Source organism: Candidatus Chryseopegocella kryptomonas (assembly GCF_001536065.1).
Lineage (GTDB): Bacteria > Bacteroidota > Ignavibacteria > Kryptoniales > Kryptoniaceae > Kryptonium > Kryptonium kryptomonas.
Genome location: NZ_CZVW01000002.1, coordinates 93,742 through 117,774, shown reverse-complemented (window position 1 = coordinate 117,774; position 24,033 = coordinate 93,742). Strand labels below are relative to the sequence as shown.

The window sequence follows — 24,033 nt, the reverse complement described above, 5'->3', positions numbered from 1 at the left end:
TTTTATTTAAAAAATGTCACAATCGCAACGGTTATCAAGAGCAAAGCAAAAAGTTTTTTCAAAATTTTGGATTTTGTTCTATAAGATGCGTGTGCACCAAATCTGCTTGTTATCACTGAACCAAGTAAAATTGGAATTCCAGCGGTATAATCAACAAATCCGATTGTTCCAAGCTCGCTAAGTTCAGGTTTTCCAAGACCGTTGATTATATAGCCAAGTGTCCCAAACAACGAAGTCAAGACAATTATTGAGCTTGATGTCCCAATTGCCCTTTTTATCGGAATTTTCATTAAGTTATTCATCACTGGAACGAGCAAAATTCCACCGCCAACGCCTGCAAAAATTGAGATTATCCCAGCGATAAATCCCCAGAAAAATGCAGAAACTGGATTCACATTGCTTTTGTAATCTGTTAAGTCATCAACATCTATTTCCGAATTTCCAAGAAAAAGCATTCTCAAACCCGCAAGAATTATAACAACGACTATAAATATCTTTATAAAACTTCCAGACACAGAAGAAGCAATTTTGCTCCCGAAAAGAGCCGATATAACCGAAGCAGTTCCCATCGTAATTGTAAGTTTCCATTCAACATTTTTGTTCTCATACTGTTTCAATGTGCTTGATATTGATGTGAAAACAATTGTGAATAAACTTGTTGCAACTGCAATTTTTGGTATCAAATCTGGTGAGATTCCAATTCCATCGTAATAATACATCAAAATTAACACAAGGATTATTCCCCCACCGATTCCAAAAAAACCTGCTAAAAAACCAGCAAAAAGTCCAGAGACGAATAAAAGTAAAATTTTCCAGATTATCATTTCAATCCAAGAAGTGAGTTATAAATTTTTTTCTCCTTCAAAATTGAGACAGCACTTTTGACCTGTTCATCGTATTTTATCGCCCACGCTATAACTTCATCCTCATATTTGTATCTTGAAAGAATCTCACGCATAAGTTCCTTCTCAATTTCATCACGATAAAGTTTGAAGTAGTCAATCTTTTGATTTTTGATTCTGTTAAGTGTTAATTCAACATCATAAACAAAGCCGTTGCTATACTTTTGCTTCTTTGCGTATTCAATTGCTTTTTCAAGATTTATCTCAAAACTATCCTTGAAAACAAAATTATTTTTCATAACAAATTCTTTGAACTCGCTAAAAATCTGATCCGTGATTTTAAAATCATCTGACAGAGTTTGATTTTTCGCAGAGAAAAGATTTGCAAATTTAAAAAACATTCTGTTTCTTACGAGCGCTTCAACGAAATCGCTTCTTTTTTCACTCTCAACAACTGTGTCCGGAGTTATTCCACCTTCCGCATAAACCGTTCGCCCAAGTTTTGTTTTAAAAACTTTTTTCTCAGAATCCGGCTTTGAGATAAATACACCATCTGGCTTGTGGAAATAATCAATCTCCTGTATACAGCGACCGCTCGGTGTGTAATACTTTGCAGTCGTCATTTTAAGAAAAGTGTTGTATGAAAGATAACTTATCGTTTGGACAAGTCCTTTTCCAAAAGTTCTCGTCCCGAGTATAATCCCACGATCAAGGTCTTGAATTGCGCCAGCAACAATTTCACTTGCACTTGCGCTTGAATTATTCACAATTACACAAAGTGGAACATCTGGAAGTAATGGTTTTTCCGTTGAATAATAATTTCTCACAGCATCCGGTTTTCGTCCTTTTGTTGAAACAACCAAACTTCCCTCGGGAATGAATTTTTCAACTACATCAACAGCTGCATCAAGTAATCCACCCGGATTATCCCGCAAATCAAGTATGAAGCCATTTATCTGACCTTTTGATTGAAGATTTTTTATCGCTTTTCTAAGTTCTTCACCCGCATTTCTTGAAAATCTCTCAAGTTTCACATAAGCAATCCCATCCTCAATGAAATCGTAATAAGTTATATTTTTGACTTCAACTTCTTCCCTGTTAAGTTCAAAAACAAGTGGATGTCCAACCCCTTCCCTTAAAATTTTAAGTTTGATCGTCGTTCCCGGTTTCCCAACCATCAAAGTTCTTACCTCATCAAGTGATTTATCTTTCACCTGCACACTGTCAATTTGAACTATAACATCTCCGACTTTTATTCCGGCTTTATCAGCAGGATAACTCTTTGAAACTTTAATAACAAATATCGCTGTGTCAAATTTTGAGATTGAAACCCCAATTCCTCCATATTTTCCAGTAGTTAATGCGTCAACCTCTTCGCTGTGCTTTTCATCTATGAAAACAGTGTATGGGTCAAGCTCGCTTAACATTCCCTTTATCCCTGCTCTCATAAATTTTTCAGGGTCAACCTCATCAACATAATTCAAGATCACCTCTTTATAAATTTTCCCCAGAATCTCAAAACTTTTGTTCATCTTGAAAAACAGATCATCGCCACGACTCTGGAAAAATTCAATTCTAAAAAACGCAAGAATGACAAAAAATGCAAAGCTGAAAAATAAAATTTTTCTTTTCATCTCACCTGCAATTTTAATTTTTCAAAAACGATTGACCAAATTTTTTCGCTTATCTCATCAATTCCCATCGTCCCATCTATGACGACAAATCTTTCGCTCATCTTTGCAATTTCAAGATAACCTCGTCTTACTCTCTCATAAAATTCAACTCCGGAGCTTTCCATTCTATCTGTGCTGTTCTTAACACCACCTGTTTCAATCACCTTGCTTTTTCTCCTGTAAATTTCATCAACAGGTATATCAATCAAAAAAGTGACATCTGGGACAAGCCCCGACGAAGCAAGCTCATTTATAACCTTGATTTTTTCAATATCAATTCCCCGCCCATAACCTTGATAAGCAAGCGTTGAATCATAAAATCTATCGCAGATGACGATTTTTCCACTGTTAAGAGCTGGCAATATGATTTCTTTTACAAGTTGCGCTCGGCTTGCGGAGAAGAGAAACAATTCCGTGATTGAATCCATTTCAAGATTTCTCAGATCAAGCAAAATATCTCTTATCATCTCAGATATTTTTGTTCCGCCCGGCTCTCTTACAAAAACGACATCATAACCAAGGTCTTTCAATCTTTTGATCAAAATCTCTGCCTGCGTCGTTTTTCCGCAGAGATCAACACCTTCAAAAGTTATGAGCATTTTAAATTGATTTCTAAATTTTACTTCAAAACAATTTCTTTACGCTTCTCGGCTGACTTATAAATTGCATCAACGATTTTGTTTCTGTAAAGTGCATCTTTTGCGCTTGAAATAAGAGGATGAAGACCTTTCACAGCTCCGATGAAATGTTTAAGTTCATTCTCATATGACTTCCAGTAAAGAACTTCTGGCTTGTCCATTTTTTCAGGTGCAAGATTTATAAGTTTCCCCTGTATATCTTTGTAAATTCTAAACGGATTTAATTCGCCCGTTCCTTCTGTTCCAAAGATGTGAAGATAAAAAATTGGGTTTTCAAATTCATAAGACCAGCTTACATCGATGAAAAGAGTTGAATCATTCTTGAACTTCACAAAAACAATTGCGCTATCTTCAACTTGTTTGGTCTGATGTTTATAGCAAATTGCGTTTACGCTTCTTACTTCTGGATAACCAGCCATCCACAGAGCAAGATCAAGGATGCTTATCCCGAGGTCAAGCATAACCCCACCGCCTGCTTTATCCTTCATCAAAACCCATTTTTTGTCATTGGGTCTTTTAAACCATCCAGCTTTCACATAAAAAACAGAGCCAAGTTCTCCCTGTTCAATAAAACCCTTCATCAGCATACAATCAGGTCTAAATCTTAAATTCATTCCAACCATAACCTTGCGTTGTTTCTCTTCAATAACTTTAACCACACTTTCAGCTTCTTTATAACTCCGTGCCAAAGGTCTTTCAACGAAGACATCTTTTCCTGATGAGACGCCAGCGATAACCATCTCAGCGTGCAAATTTGTCGGTGTTAACACTTCAACAGCTTCAATTTCATCAACTTCATAAAGCATTTTTTCATAATCGGTGTAAAAGTAAGGGACATTGTATTTTTCAGCGAGCATTTTCGCCTTTGTCTTATCCGTATCGCATACCGCAAGAATTTGAACATTTTCAAGTTTTGACAGAATTGGAAGATGAACTCCCTGCGCAATTCCACCAAGTCCAATTATCCCAAGTTTAACTTTCTCCATTTTGCAGATTTATTTTTGATTTTTATCTATTGCCACCCTTTCAAATGTTAATTTTTCAAATCTAAATGTTTCAAGAATCTTTTGAGCAATCCCATCAGCATCAAGTTTAAGCATTCGCCAAAGTTCTGGCTGTGTCCCGTGCTCAATGAATTCATCGGGCAAACCGTGAATTAAAAATTCAACATTCTTCACACCTTTTGAAACCGCATATTCAACAACAGCACTTCCAAATCCGCCACGAATTGTATTCTCTTCAACTGTTACAACTTTATCAAACCTTTGGAAAATTTGATCAAGTAAGTTTTCATCAAGTGGTTTAACAAATCTCATATTCACAACCATTGCATCAATCCCGTATTCAGCAAGTTTTTCAGATGCCTTTAAACTTGGATAAACCATATTTCCAATTGCAAGTATCGCAAGATCTTTCCCTTCTTTCAAAATTTCTGCTTTTCCAATTTCAATATAATCAAAGTCATCTTTAAGCGGAACACCAACCCCACTTCCACGCGGATACCTTATGGCAACTGGTCCTTTATTATAAATCGTTGCTGTGTAAAGCATATCCCTTAATTCGCTTTCATCTTTTGGAGCCATTATCACCATTCCAGGTATAAGTCGCAAATAACTTAAATCAAATGCGCCATGATGCGTTGGTCCATCCGCTCCAACAAGACCAGCTCTGTCAATTGCAAACACAACATGCAAATGCTGAAGCGCAACATCGTGAATTATCTGATCAAAAGCTCTTTGCAAAAATGTTGAATAAATTGCACAGATTGGAATGTATCCCTGTGTCGCAAGCCCAGCTGCAAATGTCACAGCGTGTTGCTCTGCTATTCCAACATCAAAAAATCTCTCTGGAATTTCCCTCTGTAAAATGTTAAGTCCCGTGCCTTCTGGCATCGCTGCGGTTATCCCGACTATTCTTTTATTTTGTTTCGCAAGTTGAACAACTGTCTCTCCGAAAACTTTTGTATAACTTGGTGGTTGTGGTTTATCGCTCTTATACATTTTACCTGTGACTTTATCAAAAGGAGTCACACCGTGATATTTCTGTTCGTCTTCTTCTGCAGGTTTATAACCTTTGCCTTTTTGAGTTATAACATGAAGCAAAATTGGACCGTTGAGATTCTTTATCTCGCTCAAAATTTTGATAAGTTTTGCGATATTGTGTCCATTTACAGGACCAAAATATCTAAATCCAAGCGCCTCAAAAAGCATCCCCGGAGTTATTATCGCTTTCACACCACCTTCAACACGAGCTGCAAGTTTTCTAATTCTATCCCCCATCCCATCAAGCTGTCCAGTTAAATCCCAGATAAAAGATTTCAACTTGTTATATTGCTCGCTTGCAATTAACTCTGTAAAATACTTTGAAACCGCCCAAACATTTGGAGAAATTGACATATTGTTATCGTTTAAAATCACAATCAAATTTTTTCTTAACATTCCTGCATTGTTCATTGCTTCATAAGCAAGCCCCGCAGTCATCGCACCATCGCCGATTATTGCGACAACTTTATAATCTTCACCGTCAAAATCGCGAGCAGTTGCTATTCCTAAAGCAGCTGAAATTGAAGTTGAGGCATGCCCTGCACCGAAAACATCGTAAATGCTTTCGCTTCTTTTTAGAAATCCACTTATACCGCGAAATTGTCTTATCGTATGGAAAACATCTCTTCGTCCAGTTATTATCTTATGCACATAACCTTGATGACCTGTGTCCCATATAATTTTGTCTCTTGGAGCGTTAAAGACATAATGAACTGCAAGCGTTAACTCAACGACACCTAAACTTGCCCCAAGATGTCCACCAACCTTTGAAATAACATCTATGATGAATTCTCTTATCTCACCGGCGAGAACTTCAAGCTCCTGAACACTTAATTGCTTTAAATCATCGGGAGAATTTACTTTCGGCAAGATTTGAAGTTTTAACTCGGGTTGGGAATTTTTTATTTCCATAACTTCACCACCTTTAAATTTTGTTGTTAAAGTCATCAAAATCAAGCAATGTAAAGCCCTGATTTTCGTCCTTTACTATTTTCTTTATTCTCAACTCCGCCTGTGTTAATTTTTCAATACAGTATTTTGAGAGTTTCACACCGCGCTCATACATTTCAATTGCCTCTTCAAGCGTCACTTGACCTGTTTCAAGTTTATCAACTATGTTTTGAAGCTCGCGAAGTGCCTGTTCAAATGTGAGTTCCTGAATTTCTGTTGTTTCATTTTTCTTCGCCATATCCTTTTACCACCCCTTTTATTGTTCCATCTGCAAGTTTTATTTTAAATTCATCGTTTAATTGAAGTTCGTCTTTGCTATGGATTATTTTTCCATTTTTATAAACTATGGCATAACCTCGTTTCAAAGCAAGTTCTGGATTTACTGACTCAAAACGCTTCAACCACTGCTCAAAATTACTTTTTATAAGTTCAAATCTATGATACATCGCCACATCAAGAGCTCGTGTTAACTCATCAACTCTCATCGTATATTGCCTGAGCCAATCAAGCGGTCTATTAAAAGAATAACTTTTCACAAGATGTTGAACTTCTTTTTTGCTGTTTTTTATTTTATCAACCACAAGTTGATGAATAGTATACCAAATATTCTGGATATTTTCAAGCACATCATCGCGATTTTTTACTACAAGTTCAGCAGCAGCTGATGGAGTTGGCGCTCTCAAATCCGCAACGAAATCACTTATGCTATAATCAATCTCGTGTCCAACTGCGCTTATTATCGGAATTTTTGATTCAAATATAGCCCTTGCGACAATTTCCTCATTAAAAGCCCAAAGGTCTTCAATTGAACCACCACCTCTTCCAACGATTATAACATCAACTTTTCCATAAAAATTGAAATCACGAATTGCTTGTGCGATTTCCTCCGCTGCTCCTTCGCCTTGAACTTTGACAGGATAAAGTATAAGCTCAACCGCTGGAAAACGACGCGAAATAATGTTGATCATATCTCTTATCGCTGCTCCCGTCGGACTTGTCACGATTCCAATTCTTGTTGGATATTCAGGGATTGGCTTTTTATATTTTGCATCAAATAAACCTTCGGCTGCGAGTTTTTGCTTTAACATCTCAAACTTTATCTGCAATTCCCCTATCCCGAGCGGTTCAATGAAATCAACTATTATTTTGTATTCACCGCGCGGTTCGTAAATTTCAATTTTTCCGTGGACGAGGACTTTATCCCCATCTTTATAAGTGTAATTTTTCAAAAGGACATCGGCATATCTTTTCCAGATTGCTGCGTTTATTGAAGCATATTCATCTTTAAGCGTAAAATAAACATGTCCTGATGTATGAATTTTGTAATTTGAAATCTCGCCCTGAAGCCATATATCCTGAAAATTCGGCTCAACAAATTTTTTAATCTCATAAGTTAGCTCTGAAACCGTCAAAATTTTTTCCTTTGATATCAGCGGATAAAAGTTATACATAGCCCGAGGTTTTGCTCTGGTTTTTGAAAAAATTTAAAGAAAAAATCAGAACTAAAAAAATTGTTTTTTCAGCTTGCTTTTTTTAATTTTTCTCAACACCAGAGGTTGCGTAAATTCTTCTGGCAAAGTTAAAAACAAAATTTTAAAAAGATATGGCACCGGATGTTTATATTGAAAATCTTTCCGAGCATGTAGGAAAGGAAGTCAAAATCTATGGCTGGGTTTATAACAAAAGATCAAGTGGTAAAATTCGTTTTGTGCTTGTCCGCGATGGAACAGGAATTTTACAATGCGTGATGGTAAAAGGAGAAACCCCAGATGAAGTTTTTGATAAATACGATCTTCTCACGCAGGAGACATCTTTGATTGTAACTGGAATTGTAAATGAGGATAAAAGAGCACCCGGCGGTTACGAACTTCACATAAAAGATATTCAAATAATTCACATCGCACAGGATTACCCGATAACTCCGAAAGAACATGGGATTGACTTTTTGATGGATCATCGTCACCTTTGGCTTCGTTCAAGAAGACCAAATGCAATTTTAAGGATAAGACATCGGCTTGTGAAAGCAATTCGCGATTTCTTTGACTCAAAAGGATTTGTCCTAATTGATGCCCCAATTCTAACACCAGCAGCGTGCGAAGGAACTACAACACTTTTTGAGACGGATTATTTTGACCTCGGGAAAGCGTATCTGTCGCAATCTGGTCAGCTCTATGTTGAAGCAGCAGCAATGGCGTTTGGAAAAGTTTATTGCTTTGGTCCTACATTTAGAGCTGAAAAATCAAAAACAAGAAGACACTTAACCGAATTCTGGATGGTTGAACCAGAAGTTGCTTTTTATGAACTTGAAGATATAATGAATCTTGCAGAGGAATTTGTTGAATACATTGTTGCAAGAGTTCTTGAAACGAGCAAAAAAGAATTTGAAGTTCTTGAACGAAACACCGAGCCACTTGAAAAAATAAAAAGACCTTTCCCGAGAATTTCATATAACGAAGCGGTTGAAATTTTAAGAAAGAATGGCGTTGATTTCCAATGGGGAAACGATTTTGGAAATACAGATGAAACGATAATTTCTCAACAGTTTGAAAAACCTGTCATGGTCCATCATTACCCAGCCGCTGTTAAAGCATTTTATATGAAACGAGATCCAAACGATGAAACTTATGCTCTTGCTTTTGATATGCTCGCTCCGGAAGGATATGGTGAAATTATCGGCGGAAGCCAAAGGGAAGATGATTATGACACACTGCTCAAAAGAATAAAAGAACATAATCTCCCTGTTGAAGCATTTGACTGGTATCTTGATTTGAGAAAATATGGAAGTGTTCCGCACTCTGGATTTGGTTTAGGCGTTGAGAGAACGCTTGCTTGGATTTGCGGACTTGACCACGTGAGAGAAACAATTCCATTCCCAAGAATGATTTATAGAATAAAACCGTAAAGAAAAATGCTTCAAGTTCAAAATCTTAAAAAGACATTCTCAAATGTTGTTGCGGTAGATGGAATTTCATTTGAGGTAAAACAAGGGCAAATTTTTGGACTTCTTGGTCCAAACGGCGCTGGAAAAACTACGACAATCAGAATGATACTTGACATAATCAAACCAGATTCTGGGACAATTAAATTTGATGGAAAAGAAATTAACGATGAAATCAAAAGCAAAATTGGTTATCTTCCAGAAGAACGTGGACTTTACAGAAAAACTCGCGTACTTGAAACGATACTTTATTTTGCAGAGTTAAAGGGCATGGATAGAAAAATTGCAACTGAACGAGCTAAATTATGGCTCAAAAAATTTGAACTTGAAAACAGAGCAAATAGCAAAATTGAGGAACTCTCAAAAGGAAATCAGCAAAAAGTTCAAATAATAATTTCAATTCTTCACGATCCAGAGCTAATCATACTTGATGAGCCATTTGCAGGGCTTGACCCCGTGAATCAAGAACTTTTAAAAGAGATATTGCTTGAGTTGAAAGAGCAAAATAAAGCGATAATCTTTTCAACGCATCAAATGGATCAAGTTGAAAAACTTTGTGATGAAATTTGCCTCATCAACAAAGGCAAACCTGTGCTTTCAGGTCCTCTTTCAGAAGTGAAAAGAAAATTTGGAAGAAACACGATACATATAGAATTTGAAGGCGATGGTGAAAAACTCAAAAATCTTGAAAAAGTCAAGAAAATTGACCTTTATCCAAATTATGCTGAAATAACTCTTGAAGATGACATCAGCCCGAGTGAAATTTTGAAATTGATCGCTGAAAAAATTGACATTAAAAAATTTGAAATAAAAGAACCATCTTTGCATTCAATTTTCATTGATGTCGTAAGTGGTGGTTCTGTGTAAAAAATTCTCGCCTATAAATCGCAAATTTGTAAAAATTTGCTTTTTTGGCTAAATTTAAAAGCGATGTTTTTAAGCAAATTAAAACTGGCAAAAACAAAATAAGGGGTGATAGATTATGAGCAACACATTGAAAACTGTATTTTTAATGACATTAATGATGGTTCTTCTGCTTGCAGTAGGAAGCGCAATTGGCGGAAGATCAGGACTTGTTATAGCATTTGTGTTCTCGCTTTTGATGAACTTTTTTGCATATTGGTTTTCAGATAAAATTGTGCTTGCAATGTATGGTGCAAAACAGGTAACAGAAGCCGAAGCCCCGAAATTGCACGCAATAGTAAGACGACTTGCAACACGTGCTGGTCTTCCGATGCCGAAAGTTTATATCATACCGAGCTTAACTCCAAACGCATTTGCAACAGGAAGAAATCCACAAAACGCAGCCGTTGCAGTTACAGAGGGAATCTTGCGTCTCCTTGACGAAGATGAACTTGAAGGAGTTCTTGGGCACGAGCTTGCCCATGTCAAGCATAGAGATATTTTAACTGCAACCATAGTTGCAACAATGGTTGGAGCAATTACATTTCTTGCTCGTATGGCACAATGGTCTCTTTTCTTTTTTGGTGGTTCAAGGGATAGAGAAAACAACACAAGCTGGATAGCCGAACTTGTCTTAATTATTGTTGCACCAATTGCTGCGGTTTTAATTCAACTTGCCATTTCAAGGGCTCGTGAATTCGCAGCAGATGAAGGTGGAGCAAAAATATCAGGTAAGCCACTTGCACTTGCAAGTGCTTTGAGAAAGCTTGAACGAGGGGTTGAAGCCATACCAATGGAAGCAAGACCTGAAACAGCACATATGTTTATCGTAAATCCTCTGCGTGGCGATGGAATTATGAAACTTTTTTCAACACATCCACCTATAAAAGAAAGAATTGAACGGCTTGAAAAATTAGCTCGCCAAATGGGAGTTTACTACTAAAATTTTTTAGCAATTCATGATATCGGAGCTAAAAGACAAAATATCGCAAGTTTTTGACGAGAAACAGGCAAATGTTTTGCTTGAGATCGTAGCATTAGTTTATGAGCAAGTGCTTAAGGCGATGGATTTAACCGAGGTTAAGAATGTGATAAAAGAACTTGCTGAGGCACAGAAAAGAACCGAGGAATCTCTGGAAACATTTAAAAGAGAAACAACCGAAAACTTCAATAGGGTCTGGAACGCTATAGGACAACTTACGCAAAGGGTTGATCAACTTGCGGAAGCACAGAAAAGAACTGAAGTATCTCTGGAAACATTTAAGAGAGAAACAACCGAAAACTTCAATAGAGTTTGGAATGCGATAGGACAACTTACACAAAGAGTTGATCAATTAACGCAACGAATGGATCAGCTTACGCAAAGGGTTGATCAACTCACACAACGAATGGATCAGCTTACGCAACGAGTTGACCAATTAACGCAACGAATGGACCAACTTACGCAAAGAGTTGATCAACTCACGCAACGAATGGATCAACTTGCCGAGGCACAGATAAAAACCGAGGAGCAATTAAAAGAGCTTGCAAATGCGCAGAAAAGAGTTGAAGAGGTTCTCGCAACTTTGCTTGGTAGGATGAAAACCGTTGAAGAGAGAATGGATTGGGTTTTTCATTCAATTGGTTTTGCTGTTGAAGATAAATCACTTCGTGTTCTCCCCGAGCTTTTGAAGAAAGAAGGAATTGAAGTCAAGGATAAACTTATACGAAGATATTACTGGATTGGTGACGATTACAATCAAATTAACATATTTGGCTGGGGAAAGAAAAACGGAGAAAAAATTTTAATCCTTGGCGAAGTCAAAATGAGGGCTTCAAAGAAAGAAGTGGATAAATTCCTAAAAATTGCAAAAGAGATTCAGAAAAAAGAAGGAAATCCGCAAACATTTCTTGTTTTCGTTGCTTCCGATTTTCATCCAAAAGTTGAGGAATACCTTCAAAATAAAGGCATAAGATATTTCTGGTCTTACGAACTTGATTAAAAACAAAATAAACTTGGGAAAATCAATGTCATATCAAGAACCTGCGCCAATTCCGGACAAGGAGAATCCGTTTGAATCAATGATGAAAAGATTTGACAAAGCAGCGGAGATACTCCAACTTGAACCTGGCGTTTATGAATTTCTCAAAACACCAGCTATGCAAGTTATCGTTTCAATTCCAATTCAAATGGACGATGGAAGTATAAAAGTTTTTGAAGGTTATCGCGTCATCCACAATTACGCCCTCGGACCTGCGAAAGGTGGGATTAGATACGCACCTGATGTGACGCTTGACGAAGTTAAAGCACTTGCAGCGTGGATGACTTGGAAATGTGCAGTTATGGATATACCATTTGGTGGAGCAAAAGGTGCGGTCAAATGTGACCCCAAAAAATTAACTCGCGTTGAACTTGAAAAAATAACAAGAAGATATACCGCAAATTTACTTGATATAATCGGACCTGATAAAGATATTCCAGCACCTGATTTAAACACAGATGAACAGATAATGGCGTGGATAATGGATACATACAGCATGCATGTGAGAAGAACAGAACGCGCTGTCGTCACTGGGAAACCATTAATTCTTGGTGGTTCACCCGGAAGAAGAGAAGCAACTGGACGTGGTGTTATGATTGTAACACTAGCTGCGATGGAAAGATTGGGATTAAAACCGAAGAAATCAACCGTCGTAGTTCAAGGTTTTGGAAATGTTGGCTCTATCTCTGCGAAATTACTCGCAGAGCGAGGTTTAAAAATAATTGCCATAAGCGATATAACAGGTGGATATTATAACAAAAAAGGAATTGATGTTGAAAAAGCAATAAAATATGTTCAAAACAATCCTGAAAAAACTCTTGAAGGTTTTGACGGTGGTGATAAAATTACAAACGAAGAACTGCTTGAACTTGAATGCGATGTTTTAATCCCTGCTGCGCGCGAAGATCAAATCACAAAACATAACGCTCCAAGAATAAAAGCCAAACTCATCGTTGAAGGCGCAAATGGTCCAACAACTGCAAGCGCAGACCCGATACTTGAAGAAAAAGGAATTCTCGTCGTCCCAGACATCGTTGCAAATGCCGGTGGTGTAACTGTTTCATACTTTGAATGGGTTCAGGATAGAATGGGATTTTACTGGACAACTGAAATGGTGAATGAACGACTTGAAAGAATGATGCTGTCGGCGTTTGAAAATGTTTACAACATTGCAAAAGCATATAATGTATCCCTGCGACTTGGTGCTTATATACTTGCGGTTGATAAAGTTGCCAAAACTTTGAAATTGCGTGGAATTTATGGTTGATTTATTTCCAAAATTAATTCTCATTGCCGTTATACCTTTAAACTTTCTATTTTCTCAAACTGTGACAAACTTTGAAATTATTGACAGCTTGATTAACTCAATCATCTCCGAAATTTCGCAGGAAATAAAAACCAATAAAATAAAAGTTCAATCAAATCTACAAGACAAGCTCATTGAAAACAGAATTTTAAACGCCTTGCTTAAAAATTTTTCCGTCTATCTTGATACAGATGATGAAACGAAAAATTTGTTAAGATTTGACGCCTTCAAAAGCAAAATTTCCTATGTTGAGGAAAAGAGCGGATTTTTGAAAACTTCAAAATTGAAAAGAGTTGTTGAAGTCAATCTTTTTTATTCTTTGATTGAAAATGGAAGTGTCAAATTCAGCGGTGATTTGAAGCGTGAATTTCACGATTACATAAACTTTGATGAAATCGCAAAAATTGAAGATAGAGCATTTGATTTTACAAAAGGTGAAATCATTGTGCGAAAATTTAACTTGCAAAAAATCACCGAACTTTTTTAGTTGCTTCTTCAATTGGAATTGCAATTTATCTTTTGTTCGTCGTCCGAAAATAAATTTAAAAATTGCCAATGACATCAAAATTTAAAGTTCTTTTAACTGCATTAATCCCATTGATTTTTGTTCTTTGGGGTTGTTCATCTTCAAAAGAAGTGGCGAACTTGTCTGCGGAAGACAGATTTGAAATTGGAAAGGACAAATTTGACAAAAAGAAATATCTTGATGCAATTGAAGATTTTAAATTCATCTTGCTTCAATACCCCGGAAGCGGAGTTGCAGACGATGCACAATTTTATCTTGCTGAATGCTATTACAATCGTGGAGAATATCTTCTGGCATCATCGGAATACGAAAACTTGATACGAAATTATCCATCAAGCGAATATGTCCCTGTGTCAAGATATAAACTCGGTCTTTGTTATTACAATCTTTCTCCAAAATCTCAACTTGACCAAACTTACACATTAAAAGCGATAGATGCGCTTCAAGCTTTCATTGAATATCACCCCACAAACGAGCTTGTCCCCGATGCAGAGAAAAAAATCCACGAATTGATCAATAAACTTGCAAAAAGAGATTATGAAACGGGATTGTTCTACATGAGACGGGAATTTTACAAAGCAGCAATGATTTATTTTGATTCTGTAATTGAGCGATACCCTGATTCGGATTATCTTGAATTGGCTTACGCTGGAAAAATTGAATGCCTTATGAAAAGAGAAGATTATAAAGAAGCGATAAGAATTGCGGAGGAATTTGAGAGAAAATTTCCATCAAGCGGACTTGTTGAAAAGGTAAGAAAAATAAAAGAAGAAGCCCTCTCATATGTCGGAAAAGAATTGCGAACGGGACGATAAAATGAACACTGTGAAATATGTTAAAGATTCACAGGTTGAAATGACGGAATTAATCCTCCCAAGCGATGCAAATCCACTTGGATTTTTGCTTGGTGGAAGATTGATGCACTGGATTGATATATGCGCTGCTATGTCCGCAATGAAACATTCTGGAAAAGTGGTCGTCACAGCAAGCGTTGATGAACTTAATTTTTTATGCCCGATAAAAATTGGTGAAGTTGTGATTTTAAAAGCATCTGTTAATCGTGTTTTTAGAACTTCAATGGAAGTTGGTGTAAAAGTTTTCGCAATGAACCCATTGACGGGCGAAATTAGACATGCAAATTCTGCTTATTTAACTTTTGTTGCGATAGATGAAAACGGCAAACCTGTTCCTGTGCCACCAATAGTTCCAGAAACGGATGAAGAAAAAAGAAGATACGAAGAAGCCCTGTTAAGACGACAACAGAGATTGAAGCATAAGGAAGAAATTAAAAATGTCCGCAAACAGAGAGTTAATAATCCATAAATTATTCTTTTTTGCCTTTGCATTTTACATTGAAATTTTGACTGCTCAAAATAAATTTCCACTTTTTTTAGTAAAGGAATTTCCTCTCCCAGCAGGCGCTTCAAAGTTTGCACTTGGAGATTTTAATAATGATGGACTCTGTGATATCGTCGTCGCATCAAAAAGAGCGATCACTTGGCTCAAAAATGAAGGAAATGGCAATTTCAATTTTTATTTCACAATTCCCGTCAGAGAAACTCCATCAGATTTACAAATTTGCGATCTTGAAAAAAATGGGGAAGCGGAAATAATCGCAATTTACAAATCAAATTCAACTGTTGAGATATTTAAAGCAGATACACTTGGCTTTAAAAAATTTAAATCATTTGAAACGGGAATCTATCCAGAAATGCTAACCTGTGCAGATCTTGACTTGAATGGCTTAAACGACATCATAACAACTGGAAAAATAATGCTCGGCATAACGATAAATTATCAAACAGACACCTTGAAATTTTCAACGCCAAACAATTTATTCCCAAAAACACCTCTCAAAAAAATTCAAATCGTTGACCTAAACTATGACGATGTCCCAGATGTTGCTGGAATTGACTGGCTCAATAATTTGCTTCTAATCTCTTACGGGAGAGGCGATGGAAAATTTGGACGCACATACACTTATCAACTTCCAGAAGAACCAACTGACTTTGTCGTTTCAGACCTCAACAACAATGGTTTCTTTGACTATGTCATAGCATTTTACTACCTTGACGAAGTTCAATTTTATTACACGACAGAAACAGGCATAATTCCAAGATTCAAGTTCAAAATTCCAAAGCCAACGCTTGTCTTTACAGGCGATGTCAATGGTGATGGATTGAAAGATGTTATCGTCGGAAACGGAGAAAAATTTTTGCTTCTTACAAACCAGAAGACAAACTTTGAACAATATGAATTTTTATCAAGCGGTTTCAATCAAATAAATTGCTTTGACATTGATGGAGATGGCAAAGATGAGATCATCGTCCTTGACACATTAAATAACGAACTGCGAATTTATTATTCAACTGATAATTTTGAAATTTCAAATAATCTGGCGATTGCTGTTGGCTCAAATGTGTCAGATTTTGCAACGGGGGATTTTGACAGAGATGGTTTCGTTGATATGGCATTCGTCGGAGAAAACTTGGACTTTCTTTTAATTTACCACAAAGAAAATTCTTTCAACACAATTTCAAATAAAACTGGAAAATTTTTCACAGACATAAAATTTCTTTCAACCTCGGACTTAAATTATTTCTTCTGCACAAACTACGCAACTGGCGATGTTTCCCTCTTTCGTTTCCGAACCAATGGAGATATGAAAGAAGTTTTCAGATACAAATTTGACCAACCAAAACCTTCCTTCATCGGATTGTCAAACGACAACTCCGTCAGATTATTTCTTACGATTTCGGATTCAAACTTCATAATTCTTAAGCCCGAAGGTGAGACAAACTTCAATGGATTCACAATTAAAGAAATTGACAGCACAAAGGTTATTGCATCGCTCGTGTCGGATTTTAACAATGATGGATTTTTTGATATCGCTTTTATCAATTCAGATGGGAACAAAGTTCAATTGAGCATTTTTTTGAGAACGAAAGAAAATGAATATGCCAGAAATTATTCTGTGAATTTAAACAAATTGATAAAGCGTGCATTTTTGTTTGCTGGTGACTTCAACAACGATGGCTTTACAGATATTCTCGCTTATTATGATTATTCAACTTCAAAAATTTCAGATGGCGAAATTAATCTTTTCACAAACGATGGCTCTGGGAAATTTAAAGTTAGAAAAAGAGTTGACACGCATGTTCATCTTTCAAATCAAAAACTTTTGAAGATAGCGGATTTCACAGGTGATTTCAAAAAGGACTTCGTAATCTTTGATAAATTGAGAAATGGATTTTATCTTTATGTAAATAAAGACGAGATGTTTGAAAAATTGAAAATTGGAACTTCAAAGGATAAAATTAACAGCATCGGAGTTGCGGACATTGACCATGATGGTTTCCTTGATTTGTTGTTTTTGAACGGGACAAATGGAACTGTTAATATCTTGATTAACAAAAATGGCGTTTTCAAATGAGAGTGCTTTTGATTTCAATTTTATTTTTCGCTTCCGTCTTTTCACAGGACAAAAAAATTGAACAAATTTACCTGACAATTTGCGACAGGGCTGGAATAAATGTTGATAAACCTCTTAATTTCAAACCATTTGACTCGGGCAAATGCGGTTTCGGTCTTTATGTTGAAGCATTGAAAAATTGGGATAAGTTTGATTTAATCCAAAAAACAAACATTCAAAAATCGCTTGAAAGACCTGCTTTACAAACAAGCATCGTAACGCCAAGCGGAAAATTTAGAATTCACTTTGATACAACTGGCGTAAATACGCCTTTCTTGATTGATGAGTTTGGAAACAGAATTCCGAACTCTTGGAGAATGTATGTTGATTCAATTGCGAAATATATTGATTCAGTTTATAATGTTGAAGTAAATTATCTTGGTTTTGAATTTAACTTCAACGATGACACACTTGGTGGAGGGAATGAATATGACATTTACATTCAAAATTTGAGCGAAGGTTTATACGGGGAGACAGTTTTTGATCCGTTAAACCCTCTTCCACGCACTGGGAATGCACAAAGATTTTTAAGTTATATGCGAATTGATAACTCCTATTCCGAAAGTTCATATTACACACAGGGAATTAACGCATTGAAAGTCACGCTTGCTCACGAATTTGGTCATGCAATTCAACTTTTATCATACGGATTGTGGGAGCAAGATTTATGGTTTTATGAGATGACATCAACATGGCTTGAGGAATTTGTTTTTGACGATGTAAATGATTATTACGCTTACATTCCGAGATTTTTTAAATATACAAGCACGCCAATTTATCAGCACGATGGATATGACCTTGTTGTTTTTGGAATTTTTCTGCAAGAAAGATTCACACACAAATTGATTGTTAATGCTTGGGAATTTATAAAAAATTATCCGCCACTATCTTCGCTTGAACTTGCCCTGAATAAATTTAACAGCAGTTTAAAGTATGAATTCGTTGAGTTTGCGCTGTGGAATCTTTACACTGGGAAAAGAGCAAAATATGGTTATTACAAAGAAGCGATGAACTACCCCGAAATAAGATTTGAAACGCAACCGATAGCAATCACATCAAACGAAGCATTTATCAGAAACTCCGCAGGCGCACTTTCAACACAGTATTATATGTTCATCTGGCGAAGCGATACCATCATTGCGATAATTTCAAATGTAAATCTTTCTTATGCATTCAATCGCTCTGTTGATGAATTCAATTTTGAATATCACATAACCACTGGCGCTTACGCAGATTACACTCCGATTGGAAACGGTTTGAAGTCAAAGTTAAATGTTCCCGATTTTGATAATTGGGGGAATTTGAATATCTTAAATTCACAAGTTGCAATTGTTAAAAATGACAATGTCTTCCCGAATCCTTTTTATGCTGATGGATTTGAAAAACTTTTGATCCCTGTTGAATCGGCATTTCAAGAAGTTGAATTGAAAATTTTCACTGCTGGACTTGACCTTGTCTATTCAGCAAAGGTTAAACCTGAATTTAACTTTGGAAATTATTTTGTAAGTTGGAATGGAAGAAATAATTCAGGAGAGATAGCAAAAAGTGGCGTTTATATATACTTTGTCTCCGCTGGTGGAAAGGAAAAACTTGGGAAGTTTGTTTTGATCAGAAAGTAAAATGATTTTGTTTATGGATTTTAAGATCACGCTTAAAAATGTGCGAAAAAATTTCTCTCGTCTTCTTGTTTTTGATTCTGTAAATTTTGAATTAACGATTGGTTCATCGCTTGCAATCGCAGGGAAAAATGGCTCGGGGAAATCAACACTTGTGAAGATAATAGCAGGACTTTTAAGCCCATCCGCTGGCGAAGTAATTTATCAAATTGATGGGAAGAAAATTGATAAACTTGACTGGTTCAAATACATTGGGTTTGTTGCACCGTATCTTCAACTTTATGACGAATTCACTGGATATGAAAATCTTGAAATTCTTGCACGAATTCGGGGCTTGAAAAATTACAAAAATAAAATTGAAGAAGTTTTAAAACGAGTCAATCTCTATGCTCGCCGTGATGATTTAGTTCGTGGTTATTCATCTGGAATGAAACAAAGATTAAAATACGCATGCGCTCTTTTACACGAGCCAATTGTTCTTATACTTGACGAACCAACTTCAAATCTTGATGCTGAAGGAGTTGAAATGGTCTGGAAAATTGCACAAGAACAAAAGAAAAAAGGAATTCTCATAGTTGCAACAAACGAAGCGGAAGAACTTCAAATGTGCGAAGAAGTCATAAATCTTGACGAACTAAAACTAAAATCAAGGGAGCAAATTGTTAAGTAGCATCTGGGCAATTTTTTTGAAGGATTTGAAATCAGAATTGAGAACAAGATACGCTTTGAACGCACTTTTTATGTTCGTCGTAGTTACGATCTCAATGATTTTATTTTCAACCGCTGGTGAAGTTGTAAGCGGGACACTTCTTTCAGGACTTTTGTGGGTTGTTATATTTTTCTCCGCTATGTCAGGACTTTCAAGGACATTTGTAAGTGAAGAAGACAGAGGAACTGTCATATTTCTTCAACTTGCAACGAGACCAAGCGTTGTGTATTTTGGAAAGTTGCTTTTCAACTTTGCTTTGATATTCGGGCTGAACCTTTTCATTGTCATTGCTTATCTTTTAACGATGGAAAATTTCAAGGTTAAAAGTTTTGATGTATTTCTTGTTGGATTGATTTTAGGTGGAATTGGGCTTGCATCTGCTTCAACGATTATAGCAGCGATAATTGCAAAAGCAAACACAAAGGGAACGCTTTACCCAGTGCTTTCTTTTCCCGTGCTTCTTCCTCTTTTGATGACAACTATTAATATGACGCAACTTTCAATTGAGGGCGCAACCTTTTCTGAAACAATTGGACATTTGAGAATTTTGATCTCGTATTCCGCTGTTGTAATTATAGCGTCGTATCTTTTGTTTGATTACATTTGGAAGGAATAGTTTTTGTGTCGTCTTTGTTTTTAAAAATGGAAAGTGTTGAAAATTTGGACAGTTGATGTCGGATTTTGTGGATAAAATGAATAAAATTTAGTTAAATTCGGCTGGCATAAGATTTGTTTAAAATTTTTGCAAAACAAAATAAAAATTTCGCATGCTTTGGAAAATTTTGCTTGGCTTGTATATCGCAATTATAACTGCGCTTGCGTTCGTAATTCCCATTGGCTTCATACCTGGGCTTGGTGAAAGAGCAAGAATAATTTTTCTTCATGTTCCATCAGCGTGGTTAAGCGTAATTGCTTTCTTTGTTTCAATGTTGTACGGCATAAGATATCTTCGCTCAAAAAACATATACGATGATATAAAATCAGTTTCATCGGCTGAGATTGGCTTTTTATTTTGCTTTATAACAACAGTCACAGGTTCAATATGGGCTAAGTTCAATTGGGGCTCATTCTGGAATTGGGATCCAAGGGAGACATCAATTTTTGTGCTTCTCTTGATATATGGAGCATATTTCGTGTTAAGGTCAGCTATTGAAGTTGAAGAAAGGAAAGCAACGCTTTCAGCTGTTTATTCAGTAATTGCGTTCGTTACGGTTCCATTTTTTATATTTATAATGCCGAGGATAATGCCGGGACTTCACCCTGGGTCAAAAGGTGACCCAGAAGGTGCCGGTCCAGTTGTGACATTTAAGATGGATCCAAATATGCGCATACTTTTCTTCGCTTCTTTGCTTGGCTTTACACTTGTTTATCTCTGGATTTTTAACCTCCGTTCAAAATCGGAGATTTTAAAACTCAAAATTGAAAACAAAATTTATCAGGAGGTTCAAAATTGAGCGTGTATGAATTTCTTGAAAAAAATTCAATTTATCTCGTTTTGATAATCGCTTTAATCGTGTGGCTTTCGGTCTTCGGATATCTTTTGAGAATTGATTCAAAATTGAAAAAAATTGAAAATGAACTGTCAAAATTGGAAAATAAAGGAGGGAATGAAGGATGAAACTTAAAATTGTGGTCGGATCAATTTTAATCGCTGGATTCATAATTTTCGGAGCATATTCATTTATGGAAAGCAATGTTAAGTATGTAACTATAGAGGAAGCGAAAAAAAACGACGAAGAAAGTCCAGATCGTCGGAGAATGGGTCAAAGAAAAAGAAAGTTATTACGACGCAAGAACAAATCAATTTGTCTTCTATCTTAAAGATGATAACGGAGACATTGTCAAAGTAATCCATCACGGAGCGAAGCCAAATAATTTTGAAATCGCATCACATGTTGTTGTGAAGGGACATTATGTAAATGGAATTTTTGAATCGCAGGAAATTTTAACCAAATGTCCGTCAAAGTATCAATCCGCAGATGCATTGAAACAATATCAAAACTAAAATTAAACTCTGGAGATAGAAGATGCTTGGAAGAATTTTAATATACATCGCTTTCACAACTGCGCTGTTTGCAACGATTGGATATTACCTCGGATTCAGAGGAAGAAAAAATTTGATAAATAAAGCGAGGATAAGTTATCACATTTCAGCTTTAAGCGTTGTTCTTGCCTCTGCTTTTCTGCTTTATTTGATCCTCACACATCAATTTCAATACACATATGTCTGGAGTTACAGTTCCAGAGATTTATCAACCCCGCTTCTCATTTCAACATTTTATGCTGGTCAAGAAGGAAGTTTTATGTTATGGACATTTTACACCGCAATCCTTGGTTTGTTTTTGATGAGTTATGCCCGAAGGAATGGATATGAACCGGAAGTTATGAGCGTTTATTCGCTTGTTAAAGTTTTTTTGCTTTTGATTTTAATCGTTAAAAGTCCATTTGAATATATTTGGGAGACATGGCCAGGTCAGGTGCACGAAGGTTTTGTTCCGCCTGACGGGAGAGGCTTAAATCCCCTGCTTCAAAATTTCTGGATGGTAATTCATCCACCGATTATTTTCATCGGTTTTGCTTCAATGGCTATACCTTACTCACACGCTATAACTGCGCTTTTAAGAAGAGAATATCTTACTTGGGTTAAACCTGCAATGCCGTGGACGATTTTCTCTGCTTTGACGCTTGGAGCTGGGCTTGCAATTGGCGGTTTCTGGGCTTATGAGACGCTTGGATGGGGCGGATTCTGGGGATGGGACCCGGTTGAGAATTCATCGCTTGTGCCGTGGCTTATCGCTGTTGGAACAATTCATACAATGCTTGTTCAAAAAAGAACAGGCGCATTTGTAAGATGGAACCTCGGTATGTCAATACTTGCTTTCATACTTGTTCTTTATAGCACATTCCTGACAAGAAGCGGAGTCCTCGGTGATACATCGGTGCACTCATTCGTTGATCCCGGAATGTGGGTTTATTCACTTCTAATTTCGTTGATAGTTATTTTCACCGCAATTGGATTTGGTCTTTTATTTGCACGTAGAAAAGAAATTCCAAAAGTAAAAGTTGAATCTGACCTTTTATCTCGTGAATATAATCTTTTCCTTGCGTCAGTTATACTTGTGATAATTGCTGGATTTGTCATCGCTGGAACTTCATCACCAATTATAACAAAAATTTTTCAAGGCAAAGCGAGCGCCGTTGACACATCGTATTACAACAAAACAACGCTTCCACTTGGAATAATAATGGCTTTGCTTATCGGTCTTGCTCAAGTTATGTGGTGGAGAAAGACAAAGCCAGAAGCATTGATGAAAACTCTTATGTTTCCAACAGCAGCTTCAACAATTTTCACATCAATTTTGATTATCGTTGGAGTAAGAGAAATTTTAATGGCGCTTTTTGTTCTCACTTCTTCATTTGCGTTTTTTGTCAATTTGAGAATTGCGTATAAAATTGCCCGTGGAAATCCGAAATTTATCGGTGCTTCATTGACGCATGTCGGTGTTGCATTGTTTTTGCTTGGTGTTATAGCATCAACAAAATATGATAAAACACAAGTTGTCTCGCTTCCGAAAGACCAACCCGTAAATGTTTACGGATATAAACTAACTTATGTTGGCAACCAAAAAATTGACAAAGAAAGAGTCGCATACAATGTCAGAGTTGAAAAGGGTGAGGACTCTTTCATCGCTCCGTTGCAAATGTATTTCAGTGAATATAATCAAGGCGTGATGAGACATCCTTACATTTTCAGTTTGCTTAATTATGATATTTTCAGCAACCCTAAACTTCCTGCTTTCCTTGTGAAAAATATGTTGATGAATGATTTATATCTTTCTCCAATGAGCTTGGAAAAAAGCGGTGGATTCAATCCGCACTCAACTGGCGAATTAATCATACTTGACAAAGGCAAAGAAAAAACCATCGGAGATTATACGCTTAAATTCATACGCTTTGATATGACTCCGGATGATATGGCAAAAATGATGGGAGGGCAAGATTTCGCAATTGGTGCAGTGATTGAAGTTAAATACAAAGGCAAAACTCAACAAGTAATTCCCAAAATTCATTATCGCAATAATAACCCGATGCCAGAACCCGTAAAAGTTGGTGATAAGCAATTAACATTTGTTAATTTAAATGTTGAAGGCAATCAAATTGCAGTTTCATTCGGAGATGGTGGAATTAATTTAAGTGAAAGCGAGCCAGTTGAAGTTCTTGTGATTGAAGCAAGCGTTAAGCCGTTTATAAATCTTGTTTGGTTCGGCGTCATAATCGTTCTTGCCGGATTTATAATCTCAATGATAAGAAGAATATCAGAAGTTAAAAAACCATCAAAGGTTTAACAGTTTAAGGGGTGCTTTGATGCACCCCTTTTTATTTCAATTCTCACACA

24 protein-coding genes are annotated in these 24,033 nt (G+C 36.5%); 17 read left to right on the top strand and 7 right to left on the bottom strand.

Annotated elements, in window-relative coordinates; translation table 11 throughout:
• Positions 1-2: 2 nt before the first annotated feature.
• From AWW83_RS01245 to xseA, 7 genes are read right to left on the bottom strand one after another with little or no spacing between them, the layout of a single operon-like run.
• Positions 3-824 carry a sulfite exporter TauE/SafE family protein gene (locus AWW83_RS01245; RefSeq protein WP_092347208.1) on the bottom strand — a complete coding sequence of 274 codons (822 nt, stop codon included), beginning with the start codon at positions 822-824 and terminating at the stop codon, positions 3-5.
• The gene (locus AWW83_RS01240; RefSeq protein ID WP_092347205.1) at positions 821-2,476 is read right to left on the bottom strand and encodes a S41 family peptidase; all 1,656 of its coding nucleotides are present in this window, start codon (positions 2,474-2,476) and stop codon (positions 821-823) included. Before AWW83_RS01240 ends, AWW83_RS01245 begins: the two co-directional genes overlap by 4 nt.
• Positions 2,473-3,114 (bottom strand): dTMP kinase, encoded by a 642-nt coding sequence (tmk, locus tag AWW83_RS01235; protein WP_092347202.1) that lies wholly within the window; start codon positions 3,112-3,114, stop codon positions 2,473-2,475. The genes AWW83_RS01240 and tmk overlap by 4 nt, the downstream gene beginning before the upstream one ends.
• Positions 3,115-3,134: 20 nt before the next feature.
• Positions 3,135-4,139 (bottom strand): Gfo/Idh/MocA family protein, encoded by a 1,005-nt coding sequence (locus AWW83_RS01230; protein WP_092347199.1) that lies wholly within the window; start codon positions 4,137-4,139, stop codon positions 3,135-3,137.
• Positions 4,140-4,148: 9 nt separating this feature from the next.
• Entirely contained in the window at positions 4,149-6,107 is a 1,959-nt protein-coding gene (dxs, locus tag AWW83_RS01225) for a 1-deoxy-D-xylulose-5-phosphate synthase (RefSeq protein ID WP_092347377.1), read from the bottom strand.
• Between the two features lie 13 nt (positions 6,108-6,120).
• Positions 6,121-6,384 carry an exodeoxyribonuclease VII small subunit gene (locus tag AWW83_RS01220; RefSeq protein ID WP_092347196.1) on the bottom strand — a complete coding sequence of 88 codons (264 nt, stop codon included), beginning with the start codon at positions 6,382-6,384 and terminating at the stop codon, positions 6,121-6,123.
• Positions 6,368-7,597 (bottom strand): exodeoxyribonuclease VII large subunit, encoded by a 1,230-nt coding sequence (xseA, locus tag AWW83_RS01215; protein ID WP_092347193.1) that lies wholly within the window; start codon positions 7,595-7,597, stop codon positions 6,368-6,370. Before xseA ends, AWW83_RS01220 begins: the two co-directional genes overlap by 17 nt.
• Before the next feature lie 152 nt (positions 7,598-7,749).
• Here xseA and asnS point away from each other — a divergent pair, with 152 nt between their 5' ends.
• From asnS to AWW83_RS01130, 17 genes are all read left to right on the top strand, one after another.
• On the top strand, positions 7,750-9,048 hold the full coding sequence (gene asnS / locus AWW83_RS01210) for an asparagine--tRNA ligase (protein ID WP_092347190.1): 1,299 nt from the start codon (positions 7,750-7,752) through the stop codon (positions 9,046-9,048).
• Positions 9,049-9,054: 6 nt separating this feature from the next.
• Positions 9,055-9,951 (top strand): ABC transporter ATP-binding protein, encoded by an 897-nt coding sequence (locus AWW83_RS01205; RefSeq protein ID WP_092347187.1) that lies wholly within the window; start codon positions 9,055-9,057, stop codon positions 9,949-9,951.
• A gap of 115 nt (positions 9,952-10,066) precedes the next feature.
• On the top strand, positions 10,067-10,930 hold the full coding sequence (gene htpX / locus AWW83_RS01200; protein WP_092347184.1) for a zinc metalloprotease HtpX: 864 nt from the start codon (positions 10,067-10,069) through the stop codon (positions 10,928-10,930).
• Between the two features lie 16 nt (positions 10,931-10,946).
• A complete protein-coding gene (locus tag AWW83_RS01195; protein ID WP_092347181.1) occupies positions 10,947-11,969 on the top strand; it encodes a hypothetical protein in 1,023 nt (340 codons plus the stop codon).
• 25 nt (positions 11,970-11,994) lie between these two features.
• Positions 11,995-13,275: a Glu/Leu/Phe/Val family dehydrogenase gene (locus AWW83_RS01190; protein ID WP_092347374.1), complete on the top strand. Its 1,281-nt coding sequence runs from the start codon at positions 11,995-11,997 to the stop codon at positions 13,273-13,275.
• Complete coding sequence (locus AWW83_RS01185; protein ID WP_092347179.1) at positions 13,268-13,801, top strand: hypothetical protein; 534 nt, start codon at positions 13,268-13,270, stop codon at positions 13,799-13,801. Before AWW83_RS01190 ends, AWW83_RS01185 begins: the two co-directional genes overlap by 8 nt.
• Positions 13,802-13,869: 68 nt before the next feature.
• Entirely contained in the window at positions 13,870-14,655 is a 786-nt protein-coding gene (locus AWW83_RS01180) for an outer membrane protein assembly factor BamD (RefSeq protein WP_092347175.1), read from the top strand.
• Between the two features lies 1 nt (position 14,656).
• The gene (locus tag AWW83_RS01175; RefSeq protein WP_092347172.1) at positions 14,657-15,163 is read left to right on the top strand and encodes an acyl-CoA thioesterase; all 507 of its coding nucleotides are present in this window, start codon (positions 14,657-14,659) and stop codon (positions 15,161-15,163) included.
• Positions 15,132-17,273: an FG-GAP repeat domain-containing protein gene (locus AWW83_RS01170; protein WP_092347169.1), complete on the top strand. Its 2,142-nt coding sequence runs from the start codon at positions 15,132-15,134 to the stop codon at positions 17,271-17,273. The genes AWW83_RS01175 and AWW83_RS01170 overlap by 32 nt, the downstream gene beginning before the upstream one ends.
• The gene (locus tag AWW83_RS01165; protein WP_092347166.1) at positions 17,270-18,931 is read left to right on the top strand and encodes an MXAN_6640 family putative metalloprotease; all 1,662 of its coding nucleotides are present in this window, start codon (positions 17,270-17,272) and stop codon (positions 18,929-18,931) included. Before AWW83_RS01170 ends, AWW83_RS01165 begins: the two co-directional genes overlap by 4 nt.
• A gap of 13 nt (positions 18,932-18,944) precedes the next feature.
• Positions 18,945-19,598 (top strand): ABC transporter ATP-binding protein, encoded by a 654-nt coding sequence (locus AWW83_RS01160; protein ID WP_159421066.1) that lies wholly within the window; start codon positions 18,945-18,947, stop codon positions 19,596-19,598.
• On the top strand, positions 19,588-20,253 hold the full coding sequence (locus AWW83_RS01155; protein ID WP_092347160.1) for a heme exporter protein CcmB: 666 nt from the start codon (positions 19,588-19,590) through the stop codon (positions 20,251-20,253). Before AWW83_RS01160 ends, AWW83_RS01155 begins: the two co-directional genes overlap by 11 nt.
• Before the next feature lie 151 nt (positions 20,254-20,404).
• Positions 20,405-21,091 (top strand): cytochrome c biogenesis protein, encoded by a 687-nt coding sequence (locus AWW83_RS01150; protein WP_092347157.1) that lies wholly within the window; start codon positions 20,405-20,407, stop codon positions 21,089-21,091.
• Between the two features lie 2 nt (positions 21,092-21,093).
• Positions 21,094-21,255 carry a CcmD family protein gene (locus AWW83_RS01145; protein ID WP_092347372.1) on the top strand — a complete coding sequence of 54 codons (162 nt, stop codon included), beginning with the start codon at positions 21,094-21,096 and terminating at the stop codon, positions 21,253-21,255.
• Complete coding sequence (locus AWW83_RS01140; RefSeq protein ID WP_092347154.1) at positions 21,252-21,458, top strand: hypothetical protein; 207 nt, start codon at positions 21,252-21,254, stop codon at positions 21,456-21,458. The genes AWW83_RS01145 and AWW83_RS01140 overlap by 4 nt, the downstream gene beginning before the upstream one ends.
• On the top strand, positions 21,385-21,642 hold the full coding sequence (locus AWW83_RS01135; RefSeq protein ID WP_092347151.1) for a cytochrome c maturation protein CcmE domain-containing protein: 258 nt from the start codon (positions 21,385-21,387) through the stop codon (positions 21,640-21,642). The genes AWW83_RS01140 and AWW83_RS01135 overlap by 74 nt, the downstream gene beginning before the upstream one ends.
• A gap of 22 nt (positions 21,643-21,664) precedes the next feature.
• Entirely contained in the window at positions 21,665-23,983 is a 2,319-nt protein-coding gene (locus AWW83_RS01130) for a heme lyase CcmF/NrfE family subunit (protein WP_092347148.1), read from the top strand.
• Positions 23,984-24,033: the final 50 nt, after the last annotated feature.

Bases quoted from the DNA above. Each gene is read 5' to 3' on its own strand.
- AWW83_RS01140 (WP_092347154.1), top strand. From the start codon at position 21,252: ATGAAACTTAAAATTGTGGTCGGATCAATTTTAATCGCTGGATTCATA.
- AWW83_RS01150 (WP_092347157.1), top strand. From the start codon at position 20,405: ATGCTTTGGAAAATTTTGCTTGGCTTGTATATCGCAATTATAACTGCG.
- AWW83_RS01195 (WP_092347181.1), top strand. From the start codon at position 10,947: ATGATATCGGAGCTAAAAGACAAAATATCGCAAGTTTTTGACGAGAAA.
- AWW83_RS01160 (WP_159421066.1), top strand. From the start codon at position 18,945: ATGGATTTTAAGATCACGCTTAAAAATGTGCGAAAAAATTTCTCTCGT.
- tmk (WP_092347202.1), bottom strand. From the start codon at position 3,114: ATGCTCATAACTTTTGAAGGTGTTGATCTCTGCGGAAAAACGACGCAG.
- AWW83_RS01175 (WP_092347172.1), top strand. From the start codon at position 14,657: ATGAACACTGTGAAATATGTTAAAGATTCACAGGTTGAAATGACGGAA.
- AWW83_RS01185 (WP_092347179.1), top strand. From the start codon at position 13,268: ATGGTTGATTTATTTCCAAAATTAATTCTCATTGCCGTTATACCTTTA.
- AWW83_RS01230 (WP_092347199.1), bottom strand. From the start codon at position 4,139: ATGGAGAAAGTTAAACTTGGGATAATTGGACTTGGTGGAATTGCGCAG.
- AWW83_RS01245 (WP_092347208.1), bottom strand. From the start codon at position 824: ATGATAATCTGGAAAATTTTACTTTTATTCGTCTCTGGACTTTTTGCT.
- AWW83_RS01190 (WP_092347374.1), top strand. From the start codon at position 11,995: ATGTCATATCAAGAACCTGCGCCAATTCCGGACAAGGAGAATCCGTTT.
- AWW83_RS01220 (WP_092347196.1), bottom strand. From the start codon at position 6,384: ATGGCGAAGAAAAATGAAACAACAGAAATTCAGGAACTCACATTTGAA.
- AWW83_RS01165 (WP_092347166.1), top strand. From the start codon at position 17,270: ATGAGAGTGCTTTTGATTTCAATTTTATTTTTCGCTTCCGTCTTTTCA.
- dxs (WP_092347377.1), bottom strand. From the start codon at position 6,107: ATGGAAATAAAAAATTCCCAACCCGAGTTAAAACTTCAAATCTTGCCG.
- asnS (WP_092347190.1), top strand. From the start codon at position 7,750: ATGGCACCGGATGTTTATATTGAAAATCTTTCCGAGCATGTAGGAAAG.
- AWW83_RS01205 (WP_092347187.1), top strand. From the start codon at position 9,055: ATGCTTCAAGTTCAAAATCTTAAAAAGACATTCTCAAATGTTGTTGCG.
- htpX (WP_092347184.1), top strand. From the start codon at position 10,067: ATGAGCAACACATTGAAAACTGTATTTTTAATGACATTAATGATGGTT.
- xseA (WP_092347193.1), bottom strand. From the start codon at position 7,597: ATGTATAACTTTTATCCGCTGATATCAAAGGAAAAAATTTTGACGGTT.
- AWW83_RS01180 (WP_092347175.1), top strand. From the start codon at position 13,870: ATGACATCAAAATTTAAAGTTCTTTTAACTGCATTAATCCCATTGATT.
- AWW83_RS01170 (WP_092347169.1), top strand. From the start codon at position 15,132: ATGTCCGCAAACAGAGAGTTAATAATCCATAAATTATTCTTTTTTGCC.
- AWW83_RS01130 (WP_092347148.1), top strand. From the start codon at position 21,665: ATGCTTGGAAGAATTTTAATATACATCGCTTTCACAACTGCGCTGTTT.
- AWW83_RS01240 (WP_092347205.1), bottom strand. From the start codon at position 2,476: ATGAAAAGAAAAATTTTATTTTTCAGCTTTGCATTTTTTGTCATTCTT.